Origin of the sequence: Dickeya poaceiphila (assembly GCF_007858975.2) — a bacterium.
GTDB classification, from domain to species: domain Bacteria; phylum Pseudomonadota; class Gammaproteobacteria; order Enterobacterales; family Enterobacteriaceae; genus Dickeya; species Dickeya poaceiphila.
This window is the reverse complement of record NZ_CP042220.2, coordinates 4188998-4202966: the sequence shown is the minus strand read 5'-3', so window position 1 is coordinate 4202966 and position 13969 is coordinate 4188998. Positions and strand designations below refer to the sequence as shown.

Sequence of the window (13969 nt, the reverse complement as noted above, 5' to 3'; positions counted from 1 at the left end):
ATTTTTCTGAAAAACGTGGTCGGATAGCGTCAGGTTGTGTCTGCTGACTATTCGCCCCAGGTGGTTTCCAAAACCCGCAACCAGTTGCCGTAACAGATTTTCTCCAACAGAGTGCGTGAGTAGCCCCGATCAGCCAGCGCCTGCACCAAAATGGGGAATCCGGCCACATCCTTCAGGTCGCTGGGGATGGTGGTGCCATCCAGATCGGAACCGAAGCCGACGCCATCTTCGCCCAGTTTTTCCAGCAGATACTCCACGTGACGGACGATCTCCTGCACCGTGGCGGACGGGTCTTTGCGGCCATCAGCGCGCAGGAAGGCGGTGCCAAAATTGACGCCGACAAAGCCGCTGCGTTCGCGGATCGCCGCCAGTTGGTTGTCGGTCAGATTGCGCGACTGGGCGCACAATGCATGAGCGTTGGAATGACTGGCTACCAGCGGCGCGTCGGAAACCGCCGCCGTTTGCCAGAAGCCTTTTTCATCCATGTGGGAGAGGTCCACCAGAATGCGTTTGGCGTTGCAGGCGCGTACCAGCCGCAGCCCGGCGTCGGTCAGGCCGTCGCCGGTGTCCGGCGAAGACGGAAAACGGAACGGCACGCCCTGACCGAAGATATTCGGTCGGCTCCACAGCGGCCCCAGGCTGCGCAGCCCGGCGGCGTAAAGAATATCCAGCAGGTCCAGTTCGGCATCCAGCATCTCGGCGCCTTCGATGTGCATCACCGCGGCTACCACGCCCTGTGCCATGCAGTGGCGGATCTCCGCCACACTGCGGCAGATGCGCAGTTGCCCGGCGGACTGCGCTTCGAGGCGCAGCAATGTGGTGAGCATCCAGAAACTGATGTCACGCGCCTGCGCCATCGACGGAGTCGTTAATGAATCGTTACCGTTTGGTATGGATGTTGCATCACCGTTGGCAGAGGGAACATAGGTGGCGAACAGGCCACCAGCGAATCCGCCCTGCCGGAGCCGGGGCAGGTCAATGTGACCTTGCGACGGCCCGTTCAGAAAGGCATCGGTCGGATTATCGCGATGAAGCCGCCACAGGCGTGACAGCACGTCGTTGTGACCATCAAAGACAGGGAGTGCGGCGTGTTGCTCAAGCGGCTTGTCTGACACAGGCGAATCTGACATGGATGAAGTACCAATACTGGATTGAAAGAAAATGATTTTCTGAGATGGAACCTGATGTGCGCCCTGTTGGTGCAGATCATTCCGGCGGAGAAATTTTGTTCACCGCGTCATCATTTAAGCCAGCGCCCGCGATGTCTGTCAAGCCGCAGAAAGAAAAAATATCCTTTATTATATTTTAAAATCAAACACTTGGGGGATTAATGGTCACCAGAAGACGTTTTCTTGCCGGTTGTGCCAGCGTGCCTTTGCTGTCCTGGCTTAATTTGAACACCGCGTTTGCCGATACGCCGCCGTCCATGCTGGTGATGGCGATGCAGCTTGATAACATGACCAGTCTTGACCCGCAGGAAGGGTTCGAGGCGGTGGGTACTGAGATTATCGGTAATCTGTACCAGCGTCTGGTGATGCCGAATCCGGCCAACCCGCAAGAGGTGATTGGCGATCTGGCCGTCAGTTGGGAGGTTGGCAACGACAGCAAGACCTTCACTTTCCATCTTAATTCGAAAGCCAAATTTGCCGACGGCTCGCCGGTGACCGCTGCCGATGCCGCCTTCTCGTTGCAACGCGCGGTGAAGCTGGATAAAAGCCCGGCGTTCATCATCAACCAGTTCGGCTTTACCAAAGACAATGTCGAGCAGCACATTACCGCACCAGATGACAGCACGCTGATGATAAACCTCGACAAACCGGCGGCGGAAACCTTCCTGCTGTATTGCCTGTCGGCCCCGGTGGGCAGCATTGTGCAGAAAAAGACCGCACTGGCGAATCAGCAAAACGACGATTTGGGTAACCAATGGCTGAAGCAGAATAGCGCCGGTTCCGGCCCGTTCTCCCTGGTGAGCTGGAAGGCCAGTGAAAGCATCATCTTGCAGAAAAACGATCACTTCGCGGCAGATAATGCGTTTAAACGCGTGCTGATTAAGCACATCGTTGACCCGTCCGCCCAGTTGCTGATGCTGCAAAAAGGGGACGTGGATATCGCTCGCAACCTGACCACCGAACAGATTCGCCCGCTGGTGAACGACAGCAATTACCATCTGGTGCGCCAGAGCATCGCCAGCGTGATGCTGTTGTCCTGCAATACCGCCAACGAATTCCTGAAAAAGCCGCAGGTGTGGCAGGCTATCAAGTGGGCGTTGGACTACGACAGCATCCAGAAAAACATTCTGCCGCTCACGCACAAAGTTCATCAGAGCTTCCTGCCGGGCGGCTTCCCGGCGGCGCTGGACGATAACCCGTTCCACCTGGATGTCGCTAAAGCTAAAGCGTTGCTTAAGGATGCCGGTTATCCAGATGGTTTCGACATCACGCTGGATCACTACTCCGCGCAGCCGTACCCGGATATCGCGCAGGCGATCCAGACCCAGTTGGGTGCTATCGGCATTCGGGTGAAGCTGATCGCAGCGGAAAACCGTCAGGTGCTGACCAAAATGCGCGCCCGCCAGCAGCAACTGGCGCTGACGGCGTGGGGTGCCGATTATTTTGACCCGAACTCCAACGCCGAAGCGTTTTGCATCAACACCGACAACAGTGAGGGTGCCCGTAACCGTACGCTGGCGTGGCGTTGCAACTGGTCGGATGAAAAATTCAACCAGTTGACCGAACAGGCGCTGCATGAGCAGGACCCGGCCAAACGCATCGCGCTGTACGAAACCCTGCAACGCAACCACCGCGAGCAGAGTCCGTTCACACTGATGATGCAGGATGAAAAAACGCTGGCCTGCCGCAAGAACCTCAGCGGCGTCACCATGACGGTCTTGAGCAAAGTGCCCTACCAGCAGGTGAAGAAAGCCTGATGCAGATACTGACTCGTTTTTGCAGTACGCTCGGCAGCCTGCTGTTGACTCTGTTGGGGTTATCGGTACTGACCTTCTTTATTGGCCGGATTATGCCGACCGACCCGGTGCTGGCCGCCGTTGGGGACAATGCCCCGCAGGCGGTGGTGGAGCGGGTGCGTCAGGAAATGGGGCTGGATCAGCCCCTGTGGGTGCAATACGGTCACTACCTGAACCAACTGCTGCACGGCGATTTAGGTCGCTCGGTGCTGACCGCTAACCCGGTGACCACCGATATTTCCCGTTACTTCCCCGTCACGCTGGAACTGGCGACGGCGGCGATCATTGTCGCGGCGCTGGTCGGCATTCCACTTGGTGTGTGGGCGGCGGTGCGGCAGGGGCGCTGGGTCGATCAGGTGATTCGCGTCATCTGTCTGGCGGGTCATTCGTTGCCGGTGTTTGTGCTGGCGTTACTCAGCCTGCTGATTTTCTATGCGGTGCTGGGTATCGCGCCGGGGCCGGGGCGGCAGGACATCATTTTTCAGGACATGGTGCCGCACGTCACCGGGCTGCTGACGGTGGATTCACTGCTGGCAGGCGACTATGACGCGCTGCGCGATGCGCTGGCGCACATGGTGCAGCCGGTGCTGATTCTGGCGTATTTCAGCATGGCCTACATTACCCGCATGACCCGTACTTTCATGCTGAATGCGCTTAGCGGCGAGTTCGTGATCACCGCCCGTGCTAAAGGGTTATCGTCTCGCCGGGTGGTCTGGCGGCACGTGTTCCCCACGGTGGCGGTACAGCTGGTTACCGTACTGGCGCTGACCTACGCCGGGCTGCTGGAAGGCGCGGTGGTGACAGAAAACGTCTTCTCCTGGCCGGGGTTGGGCCAGTACCTCACCACCGCATTGCTCAACGCAGATATGAACCCGGTGGTCGGTGCCACCTTGCTGGTGGGGGCGGTCTATGTACTGCTGAACCTGCTGGCTGACATTCTCTATCGACTTTTGGATCCCCGCGTAACATGAGTTTTTTGGTCTCACGAGCCTGGTTGCTCGACGAAACGCCCGCCACACGCCGTCAGGCGGTGTGGGGGCAGCGTTACCGCCTGTGGCTGGGGTTTCGCACCAATCCGCTGGCGATGTTCGGGTTGATTATTATCGCCACCGTCATGCTGTTGTCGCTGGCGGCGCCCTGGCTGACGCCGTACGACCCCGGTTTTCAGAATCTGTCTAACCGGCTGGCCACGCCGTCTGCGGCGCACTGGCTGGGCACCGATGAACTGGGGCGTGATGTGTTCAGCCGTATTGTCTACGGTGGGCGCACCACGCTGGGCATGGTGATCGCAGTGGTGGCGCTGACCGCGCCCATTGGCCTGCTGGTGGGCTGTATCGCCGGTTATGCCGGTGGGTGGCTGGATAAAATCCTGATGCGGCTGACCGATATCTTTCTGGCGTTTCCGCGGCTGGTGCTGGCGCTGGCGTTTGTGGCGGCGCTGAAACCGGGGGTGGAAAGCACCATTCTGGCGATTGCGCTCACCGCCTGGCCGCCGTATGCACGGCTGGCGCGAGCGGAAACGCTGCAATTGCGTCATACCGATTTTATCGCTGCCTGCCGCCTGACGGGTGCTGCGCCGCTGCGCATCATTTTGCGCCACATCATGCCGCTGTGCGTGCCGAGCCTGATTGTGCGGGTGACGCTGGACATGAGTTCTATCATCATCACCGCCGCCAGTCTGGGTTTTCTCGGTATGGGCGCACAGCCGCCGTCGCCGGAGTGGGGCACGATGATCGCCACCGCACGCCGTTTCCTGTTTAACGCCTGGTGGGTGCCGCTGGTGCCCTGCATCGCCATTTTCCTTACTTCGCTGGCCTTCAACTTTCTCGGTGATGGCCTGCGTGATGTGCTGGACCCGAAGGAGCGCTAAATGCTGGTGGAAATAGAGAACCTTCGTATTGCATTCGCCAACCGGACGGAAACGGTTGAGGCGGTGCGCGGCGTCAGCTTCAGCGTCGGCAAAGAGAAGTTTGCCATCGTCGGCGAAAGCGGTTCCGGCAAATCGCTGACGGCCCGTAGCCTGATGCAACTGCTGCCGGGAAACGCCCATATGCAGGCCGACAAGCTGAGTTTTGACGGCATCGATCTGCGCGGTGCCAGCGAGAAAACGCTGCGCCAGATCCGCGGCAAGCGGGTCGGTTTTATCCTGCAAGACCCGAAGTATTCGCTGAACCCGGTGATGACCATCGGCCAGCAGGTGGCGGAAGCCTGGCGCGAACACAAAGGCGGCAGCCGCCGTGCGGCGATGGACGCCGCCATCGACCTGCTCAATCAGGTGCGTATTCGTGACCCGCAGCGGGTAGCGAAATCTTATCCGCATGAGGTATCGGGCGGTATGGGGCAACGGGTGATGATCGCCATGATGCTGGCGCCGGACCCGGAACTGCTGATTGCCGATGAACCCACCTCGGCGTTGGACGCCACCGTGCAGGCGGAGATCCTGTGTTTGATCGACTATCTGGTGTCGCAACGCGGTATGGGGCTTATTCTGATCAGTCACGATCTGCCGCTGGTGTCGCACTTTTGTGATCGGGTCGCGGTAATGTACGCCGGGCGGATCGTCGAAGTACTCAGAGCTAGCGAACTGTTACAGGCACAGCATCCGTATACACAGGGGTTGCTGGCGTGCCTGCCGTCGTTGAAACATCCGCGTGCCTGGCTGCCGGTGTTGCAGCGCGATCCCGCCTGGCGGAACGCATAATGGGTGGCACAAATGATAGGTGGCGCTAATGATTAACGTAGAAAACCTGTGCATCGCTTTCGGTAGCCTTAAGGTGGTGAAAGGGGTGTCTTTCGCGCTGGAGAACGGCGACAGCTTCGGCATGGTGGGCGAAAGCGGTTCCGGCAAGTCCACTATTTTGCGGGCGCTGGCCGGGTTGAATACCCAGTGGCAGGGCCGCATCGAATTTGGCGGCATGGCACAGTCAGCGCGGCGGGATCGCCGCTTTTTCCGTCAGGTACAGATGGTGTTTCAGGACCCGTACGGATCGCTGCATCCGCGCCAGACCATTGACCGTATTTTGCATGAGCCGCTGCTGGTGCACCGCTTCGATCACGCCGAACGACGTATTACTCAGGCGCTGGACGAAGTGGGCTTGCCCGCTGCGGCACGTTTCCGCTTTCCCCACCAGCTCTCCGGCGGCCAGCGCCAGCGGGTGGCGATTGCCCGTGCGCTGATCGCCGAACCGGAAGTACTGCTGCTGGATGAACCGACCTCGGCGCTGGATGTGTCGGTGCAGGCGGAAATCCTCAACCTGCTGACAGACCTGCGTCTGGCGCGCAGGCTGACTTATATCATGGTCAGCCACAATCTGGCGGTGGTGGCCCATTTGTGCCAGCGCGTCGGTGTGATGCAGCAGGGTGAGATGGTGGAACAGCTCAGCGTGGAAGACTTGCGGGCGCGCAACCTGCATCATCCCCACACCGCAGAACTGTACGATTTAAGCATGACGCTGGAGGAACCGGCATGACGTTACACTGGCAGCGCGCCATTGATGAAGCGCGAACGATTACGCAATCCTGGCATCAACCCGGCGAGCCGGGCGGCGCGATAACGCTGTTTGACGGCGAGCAGATTCGTGCCGCCAGCTGCGGTGGGCTGGCGGATCTGGCGCAGAACACCCCGTTTACCACCCAGAGCGTGGTGCGTTTCGCCTCGGTCACCAAGCACCTGTTTGCCTCACTGGTGACGGGGGCGGCCAGTCAGGCGCTGGCGCTGACTGACCGTCTCGACCAACATCTGCCGCAACTGACTGGTGAAAACGGTCAGGTGACGGTCGGGCAGGCGCTGGACATGACCTCCGGCCTGCCGGATGTGCGCGAAAGCCTGTCGCTGCTGGGGTTATCGGTGTACAACGCCACCTCGGCTGACAGCCTGCTGGCGTTTCTGGCGGAGAACGGTGCGCTGAACTACCCGGCAGGCCGCGAGATCTCCTATACCAACACCGGCTACCGGCTGGTGGAAGAGGCGCTGAAAGCCAGGGGAATTTATTTTGCCGACCTGCTGCGCCGGCACATCAACCAGCCGTTGGGAATTGCCCTCAGTGCGCCGGAAACCTGGTTTGATATCGTGCCCGGACTGGTGCCGGGCTACTGGCGAGCGCCGCAGGGCTGGCAGTTATCCTGCGCCGGGCTGCATTTGTCCACCTCCGGTTGTGTCACCGGCAGCGTGCACGATCTGACCGTCTGGCTGCAAGCGCTGCTGATGAATCAGGGTCCGGGCGAAGGGGTGCTGGCGCGATTGTCCCAGCCGCGTTGCCTGAGCGATGGCCGCGTCACCGGTTACGGGTTGGGCGTGGCGCACAGCCGCATCGGCTCGGCACAACTGGTAGGGCACGGCGGCTCTCACGCCGGTTACAAGAGTTACTTCCTGCTCGACCCGGTATCACAGGCGGGGGTAGCGCTGGTCGCTAACCGCGAAGATGTCGCCACCTACGACAGCGTGCTGCGGGTGATGTCGGCGCTGCTGGGCCAGCCGTTGCCCACGCGCGGCCACAGCCTGACGCCGGGGCTGTACGTGGCGGAGCAGGGCGGGCACTGGCTGGAGGTGAAAGGGCCGGGTGCCTGTTGGCTGGGGGCGACCGAAACCCTGTATCACGGCGAGGAACCGGGCGTGGCGGTGTCGCTGTCCAGCCATCTGCCGATGACGCTGCGCCAGCATGGTATAGCGATAGCCGGAGAAATCGGCCACGCGCGGTGCCGCTTTCTGCCGGTGGAAGCCGATAACAGCGTGGCACAACTGCAAGGCCGCTGGCACTGGCCGGATACCCGCAGCGAACTGGTGATTGACGGCAATCGCATCGTGATGGGCCCTGGTCCGGCAGCGATCACCGGCTTGTTGCAACCGCTCGGTAATGGCCGCGCGCTTGCCACGGTGCAGGATGGCCCGTGGGAAAAACGGTTCTCGTTGCTGGTGCAAAACGGCTACCTGACGCTGTTACTGAATCGCAGCCGGGTGGTGCGGTATCAGCGCGGGTGAAGGTGCTGCCGTGCTCACCGTGGTGATTAATGAAACCGCTAATACATAAAAAACACTAAAGTTTCCAGTGTTCTGGTCGTTAACATTGTCAGTGATTTACTGTTGCTGATTTAAAGGGACTTTGCGTAATACGGGGTCTGTTTCATGGAGGACGTCGGTTGCAAAGTGGCCGGGAAAGGATTTACAGCCTGTGCTGTAGACCGGGCAGAGCGCCGCGTTAACGCCGCTCTGCGACAAAGACAATGTCAACACATGGAAACTATTAATATGTTAAGCAAAACAAAGATTCTGGGAACGGTGATTGCCGCAGCAATGATGTTTACGGCACAAGCCGCCTATGCCGGGCCTGCGGTGAGCATTACGTTTAAGAATTTAAGTAATGAGATAGCAACCTATAAACCGCTTACCAACAATGAGATCAGCACGGATGCGATTGCCAGTCCGAAGCCTGATACTACTGTTTCTTCTCAGGGCTTTGATAACTATCGGGTACAAAATATGCTCAGCCCGGATGTTAATGCGGCGGTGGTGCGTTACACCATTGGCAGAAAAACCTGCGTTTTCAGCACCACCTTTGTCAACACCGTCATTCCCGGTGGGTTGTTCACCGGCACCATCGCCAAGGTTCCGAAGTGGACCAAAAATGCTGAAGCCAGCGATGGCGCGGTATGTAACGCCACCATCACGTCACAGAACCTCTCCACCTATGCGTGGAGCGTTGAGTTCACAATGAAGTAACCCTTGCGGTGGTTGCCTTGCTCCTGAGCACTATGTGACGGAGCGGGGCAACCCCTGTTCTCTGGTGAACAGGGGGCGTTATGCCAAACCTTGCAACCGATATAATGGTATTAACAGGAGCAGATTATGGCCACTATCAATACCTTGAATTCCAGCGTGGCGGCGTATGGTCAGGCTACCGCGCCGGCCCGCCCGTCAGCGGCGGCGCCCGTTGCCGGTGAACCGGTGAACGCCGCGCAGGCACCTGGCAATGGTGGGGCGCAGCTCTCCGGTATGGCGCGGCTGCTCAGTGAGGCGGCGATACGCGCTGCGGCCCGCGACGCCGGCACTGACCGGCGTGGGCTGGCGGCGATAGCCGATGCGACTATCGAAAAACTGCTGGGACCCGGTTACAACCAGAATAAAGACGCCTATGACGCCGAAGTGCCGGATTCAGTGGACCCGCAGCGGCTGGCGCAGGCAAAGCAGGCCACCGATTTTGCGAATGGTAAAGGACCCAATCCGTTTAAAGGCCTGTCCCGCGAGCAACTGGCGCTGATCACCTATGACGACAGCGGGGCGTTTACCGTTAATGAACGTCGCGCTGCCTGGCAGGAGTCGTATGACCAAAATCAGGCATGGAAGCTGGCGGTGATTGCCAAAATGAATGAGGAAGATGAGCGCAAAGGACGGGTATCGGCCAGTACCTATAAATCGATACTGGATCACTACCAGTCGCTGCCGGCGATAGAAGAAGCGCAACTGCCGGATGGCTATGCCTCGCAACTGATGACGCTGATCCAGCAGGGCGGCAGTGATGATGATATCACCCGGCAGCAGGAGGCGCTGCGCCCGTTACTGAACGCGCTGGCGCTGCGGGCGGAGCAGGCGAAAGCGACCACGTGACAGCGGACGGACAGGAGCGACGTCTTATGAGCACTATCAATACCCTGAATTCTGTTTCTGCGGCGTATGGTCAGGCTACCGCGCCGGCCCGCCCGTCAGCGGCGGCGCCCGGCGCCGGTGAACCGGCGAACGCCGCACAGGCACCTGGCAATGGCGGGGCGCAGCTCTCCGGTATGGCGCGGCTGCTCAGTGAGGCGGCGATACGTGCCGCGGCACGCGACGCCGGCACTGACCGGCGTGGTCTGGCGGCGATAGCCGATGCGACCCTCGATAAATTGTTGGGACCCGGTTACAACCAGAACAAGGCCGCCTATGACGCCGAAGTGCCGGATTCAGCGGACCCGCAGCGGCTGGCGCAGGCAAAGCAGGCTACTGATCTGCTTAATGGTAAAGGACCCAATCCGTTTAAAGGCCTGTCCCGCGAGCAACTGGCGCTGATCACCTATGACGACAGCGGGGCGTTTACCGTTAATGAGCGCCGGGCCGCCTGGGAAGAAACATATTACCGGGAAAAAGCTTGGAGCGAAGCAATGTTTGCCAAAATGAAAGCGGAAGATGAGCGCGAAGGGCGGGTATCGGCCAGTACCTATAAATTGATGCTTGATCACTACCAGTCGCTGCCAGCGATAGAAGAAGCTCGGTTGCCGAGTGGCTATGCCTCGCAGCTGATGACGCTAATTCAGCAGGGCGGCAGTGATGATGCTCTCACCCGGCAGCAGGAGGCGCTGCGTCCGTTACTGAACGCGCTGGCGCTGCGGGCGGAGCAGGCGAAAGCGACCACGTGACAGCGGACGGACAGGAGCGACGTCTTATGACCACCATTAACACCCTGAATTCCAGCGTGGCGGCGTATGGTCAGGCTACCGCGCCGGCGCGCCCGTCAGCGGCGGCGCCCGGCGCCGGTGAACCGGCGAACGCCGCGCAGGCACCCGGCAATGGCGGGGCGCAGCTCTCCGGTATGGCGCGGCTGCTCAGTGAGGCGGCGATACGCGCTGCGGCCCGCGATGCCGGCACCGACCGGCGTGGTCTGGCGGCGATAGCCGATGCAACCCTCGATAAACTGCTGGGACCCGGTTACAACCAGAATAAAGACGCCTATGACGCCGAGGTGCCGGATTCAGCGGACCCGCAGCGGCTGGCGCAGGCAAAGCAGGCTACTGATCTGCTTAATGGTAAAGGACCCAATCCGTTTAAAGGTCTGTCCCGCGAGCAACTGGCGCTGATCACTTATGACGACAGCGGGGCGTTTACCGTTAATGAGCGTCGGGCTGCCTGGAGAGAAGCGTATGACCAGGAAGAGGCATGGAAACATGCGGTAATTGCCAAAATGAATGAGGAAGATGAGCGCAAAGGACGGGTATCGGCCAGTACCTATAAATCGATACTGGATCACTACCAGTCGCTGCCGGCGATAGAAGAAGCGCAACTGCCGGATGGCTATGCCTCGCAACTGATGACGCTGATCCAGCAGGGCGGCAGTGATGATGATATCACCCGGCAGCAGGAGGCGCTGCGCCCGTTACTGAACGCGCTGGCGCTGCGGGCGGAGCAGGCGAAAGCGACTGTGACCCAGCCCTGACAGCCGATGGACAGGAGCGACGTCTTATGACCACTATTCACACCCTGAATTCCGCTGCGGCGGCGTATGGTCAGGCTACCGCGCCGGCCCGCCCGTCAGCGGCGGCACCCGTCACCGGTGAACCGGCGAGCGCCGCACAGGCACCCGGCAATGGCGGGGCGCAGCTTTCCGGTATGGCGCGGCTGCTCAGTGAGGCGGCTATACGCGCCGCGGCACGCGATGCCGGCACTGACCGGCGTGGTCTGGCGGCGATAGCCGATGCGACCCTCGATAAACTGCTGGGACCCGGTTACAACCAGAATAAAGACGCCTATGACGCCGAGGTGCCGGATTCAGCGGACCCGCAGCGGCTGGCGCAGGCAAAGCAGGCCACCGATTTTGCGAATGGTAAAGGACCCAATCCGTTTAAAGGCCTGTCCCGTGAGCAACTGGCGTTGATCACCTATGACGACAGCGGGGCGTTTACCGTTAATGAGCGCCGCGCCGCCTGGCAGGAATCTTATGATCAGAATCAGGCATGGAAGCGAGCAGCCGTTGCCAGAATAATGGAGGAATACAACAGTAAAGGACGGGTATCGGCCAGTACCTATAAATCAATACTGGATCACTACCAGTCGCTGCCGGCGATAGAAGAAGCGCAACTGCCGGATGGCTATGCCTCGCAACTGATGACGCTAATCCAGCAGGGCGGCAGTGATGATGATATCACCCGGCAGCAGGAGGCGCTGCGCCCGTTACTGAACGCGCTGGCGCTACGGGCGGAGCAGGCGAAAGCGACACCCCGTCTCGGTTGATACGCTGATATCTGCTTGTATTGATTTGCCAAATGCCTGAGCGGCGGTTACGGTTACGGGGAAACGCGCGGGAATAGTAAAAGGATAAAGGACAGGATGCCTGAGGCTGGCACAACGGATTCTCTTTGTTTAGAACACATCACTTATGCCTATGCGGCAGGGACATCGGCGGTGCAACCTGTACTGCATGATGTCTCATTGTCTATTCCCAAAGGACAATCCTGCGCCATCATCGGCGCATCGGGTTCGGGTAAAAGCACCTTACTGAACATCATCGGGTTGTTGGACCAACCCACTTCTGGCCGCCTGTGGCTGGCGGGTAATGATATGACGCAAGCGAGCGCCGATGAACGGGCAGTGATGCGTAATCAGGCTATCGGATTCGTGTTCCAAAGTTTTAACCTGCTGCCCCGGCTCACCCTTCAGGACAATGTTGCCCTGCCGCTGTACTACCGCGGTGTGGCTCGCCCGTTGGCGCGGCAGAGGGCGTGTGAGCAACTGGCACGTGTTGGGTTGACCGGGCGTTATCATCATCGCCCGGCTGACTTATCCGGTGGGCAGCGTCAGCGTGTGGCGATAGCCCGTGCGCTGGCAGGCGAACCGGCACTGCTGCTGGCCGATGAGCCGACCGGCAATCTCGATAGCCAAACCGCACAAGAGATTATCGACCTGCTGTTAACGCTTAATCGTGAGCAGGCCGTGACGTTGGTGATGGTGACGCACGATAACAGCGTAGCCGGGCGTATGCAGCGCTGTATTCAGGTGCGCGATGGCCGTATTTGGGAGCAGAGTGATGCGTGAGCGGTTGTCGGCGTATGGCCCTTCTTTGCGCCAACAGTTGAGTGAACCATTGGAGAGCTTGCGCCTGCTTGGGCGGCGTGCGGTGCTGGCATTGTCAGGGATTGCGGTGGGATGTGGTGCGGTAGTGGCGCTGATTAATATTGGTCACAATGCCGAAGCGCAGGCGATGGCGGTATTCCGGAATATGGGCAGCGACCTGCTGGTAGCGACGGTGCAAGTGCCGGTTGGTCGCCAGATGCCGGTCTATCCGGCGACATTGCCGGATATGGCAGCGTTACCGCAGGCGGTGCCGGATATCCGCGCCGCCTCGGCGCTGATTATCACCTCAATGGCGTCACGCATTGGAGGGCGCAGCGTCAACACCGTGCTGGCAGGGGTCAACCCTGCTTTGTCATCGGTACTGGATTTGCAACTGGCGCAGGGGCGTTTTCTAAGCGCGTTTGATGCGCACAGTACCCATGCGGTCATCGGCGCCCATCTGGTGGATGAACTGGCGGCCAAAGGGGTACAGGTGGTTCCCGGCACGCGAGTACAACTGGGGGGCTATCTCTTTCAGGTGGTCGGCATTTTACAACCCCGTGGGCAGAATCCTTTGCTGACGGTTTCGGTTGATGACAGCATTCTGGTGCCCATCGAGGGGATGAGTCGTCTGATTCCTGCGCCCAACATCAACACTGTGTTGATGCGCAACCGGTCTGGCGAAACGCTGGAACAGGTCGCCTCTCAAGTGCGGTCGCAACTTCAGTTGTTACTGCCGGGCCAGCAAATCGAGGTGCAAATTCCACAGCAACTGCTGGCAGGCATTGCGCAGCAGTCGCGCCTGTTTTCCTGGCTGCTGGCGGGGCTGGGCGGCATCTCTCTGATTGTCGGCGGGGTGGGGGTGATGAACGTCATGCTCATGAATGTGGCCGAACGTCGCCGGGAAATAGGGGTGCGAATGGCGTTGGGCGCCCGGCCCCGCGACATCGCCAGTCTGTTCCTGCTGGAAGCTGTCGCTCTGACTACCGCGGGGGCGCTGCTGGGCGCGCTGGCCGGAGTGGGGGCGGCCTGGCTGTTTGTGGTGGTTTCCGGCTGGGCGGGGTTTGTCTTTGCACCACTCTCGTTGTTATTGGGCGTGGGCAGCTCGGTGCTGGCTGGGCTGTTTTTTGGCCTGAATCCGGCGCTGGCGGCGGCCCGTCTGCAACCTGTCAGGGCGCTGCGTGATGAATAATGTGCGCCTGTTATCGCTG

The 13969-nt window shown here is 59.9% G+C and carries 14 protein-coding genes; 13 read left to right on the top strand and 1 reads right to left on the bottom strand.

Features of this window, described 5'->3' with window-relative positions:
• Positions 1-47 precede the first annotated feature (47 nt).
• Positions 48-1130 carry a dipeptidase gene (locus Dpoa569_RS18900; RefSeq protein ID WP_042873516.1) on the bottom strand — a complete coding sequence of 361 codons (1083 nt, stop codon included), beginning with the start codon at positions 1128-1130 and terminating at the stop codon, positions 48-50.
• Positions 1131-1330: 200 nt separating this feature from the next.
• Between Dpoa569_RS18900 and Dpoa569_RS18895 the strand changes: the two genes are divergently transcribed.
• From Dpoa569_RS18895 to Dpoa569_RS18835, 13 genes are all read left to right on the top strand, one after another.
• Complete coding sequence (locus Dpoa569_RS18895) at positions 1331-2926, top strand: ABC transporter substrate-binding protein (protein ID WP_042873514.1); 1596 nt, start codon at positions 1331-1333, stop codon at positions 2924-2926.
• On the top strand, positions 2926-3936 hold the full coding sequence (locus Dpoa569_RS18890; protein WP_042873513.1) for an ABC transporter permease: 1011 nt from the start codon (positions 2926-2928) through the stop codon (positions 3934-3936). Before Dpoa569_RS18895 ends, Dpoa569_RS18890 begins: the two co-directional genes overlap by 1 nt.
• A complete protein-coding gene (nikC, locus tag Dpoa569_RS18885) occupies positions 3933-4835 on the top strand; it encodes a nickel transporter permease (protein ID WP_042873511.1) in 903 nt (300 codons plus the stop codon). The genes Dpoa569_RS18890 and nikC overlap by 4 nt, the downstream gene beginning before the upstream one ends.
• Positions 4836-5666: an ABC transporter ATP-binding protein gene (locus Dpoa569_RS18880; RefSeq protein ID WP_042873509.1), complete on the top strand. Its 831-nt coding sequence runs from the start codon at positions 4836-4838 to the stop codon at positions 5664-5666.
• Between the two features lie 28 nt (positions 5667-5694).
• Positions 5695-6435: an ABC transporter ATP-binding protein gene (locus Dpoa569_RS18875; RefSeq protein ID WP_042873507.1), complete on the top strand. Its 741-nt coding sequence runs from the start codon at positions 5695-5697 to the stop codon at positions 6433-6435.
• Entirely contained in the window at positions 6432-7943 is a 1512-nt protein-coding gene (locus Dpoa569_RS18870) for a serine hydrolase domain-containing protein (RefSeq protein WP_042873504.1), read from the top strand. Before Dpoa569_RS18875 ends, Dpoa569_RS18870 begins: the two co-directional genes overlap by 4 nt.
• Before the next feature lie 267 nt (positions 7944-8210).
• Positions 8211-8681 carry a hypothetical protein gene (locus Dpoa569_RS18865; protein WP_042873503.1) on the top strand — a complete coding sequence of 157 codons (471 nt, stop codon included), beginning with the start codon at positions 8211-8213 and terminating at the stop codon, positions 8679-8681.
• 126 nt (positions 8682-8807) lie between these two features.
• The gene (locus tag Dpoa569_RS18860; RefSeq protein ID WP_042873501.1) at positions 8808-9566 is read left to right on the top strand and encodes a hypothetical protein; all 759 of its coding nucleotides are present in this window, start codon (positions 8808-8810) and stop codon (positions 9564-9566) included.
• A gap of 26 nt (positions 9567-9592) precedes the next feature.
• Positions 9593-10351 (top strand): hypothetical protein, encoded by a 759-nt coding sequence (locus tag Dpoa569_RS18855; RefSeq protein ID WP_042873499.1) that lies wholly within the window; start codon positions 9593-9595, stop codon positions 10349-10351.
• A gap of 26 nt (positions 10352-10377) precedes the next feature.
• Positions 10378-11145 carry a hypothetical protein gene (locus tag Dpoa569_RS18850; RefSeq protein WP_042873496.1) on the top strand — a complete coding sequence of 256 codons (768 nt, stop codon included), beginning with the start codon at positions 10378-10380 and terminating at the stop codon, positions 11143-11145.
• Between the two features lie 26 nt (positions 11146-11171).
• Positions 11172-11939: a hypothetical protein gene (locus Dpoa569_RS18845; RefSeq protein WP_042873494.1), complete on the top strand. Its 768-nt coding sequence runs from the start codon at positions 11172-11174 to the stop codon at positions 11937-11939.
• 96 nt (positions 11940-12035) lie between these two features.
• A complete protein-coding gene (locus Dpoa569_RS18840) occupies positions 12036-12740 on the top strand; it encodes an ABC transporter ATP-binding protein (RefSeq protein ID WP_042873492.1) in 705 nt (234 codons plus the stop codon).
• Positions 12733-13950 carry an ABC transporter permease gene (locus Dpoa569_RS18835; RefSeq protein ID WP_050569516.1) on the top strand — a complete coding sequence of 406 codons (1218 nt, stop codon included), beginning with the start codon at positions 12733-12735 and terminating at the stop codon, positions 13948-13950. The genes Dpoa569_RS18840 and Dpoa569_RS18835 overlap by 8 nt, the downstream gene beginning before the upstream one ends.
• Positions 13951-13969: the final 19 nt, after the last annotated feature.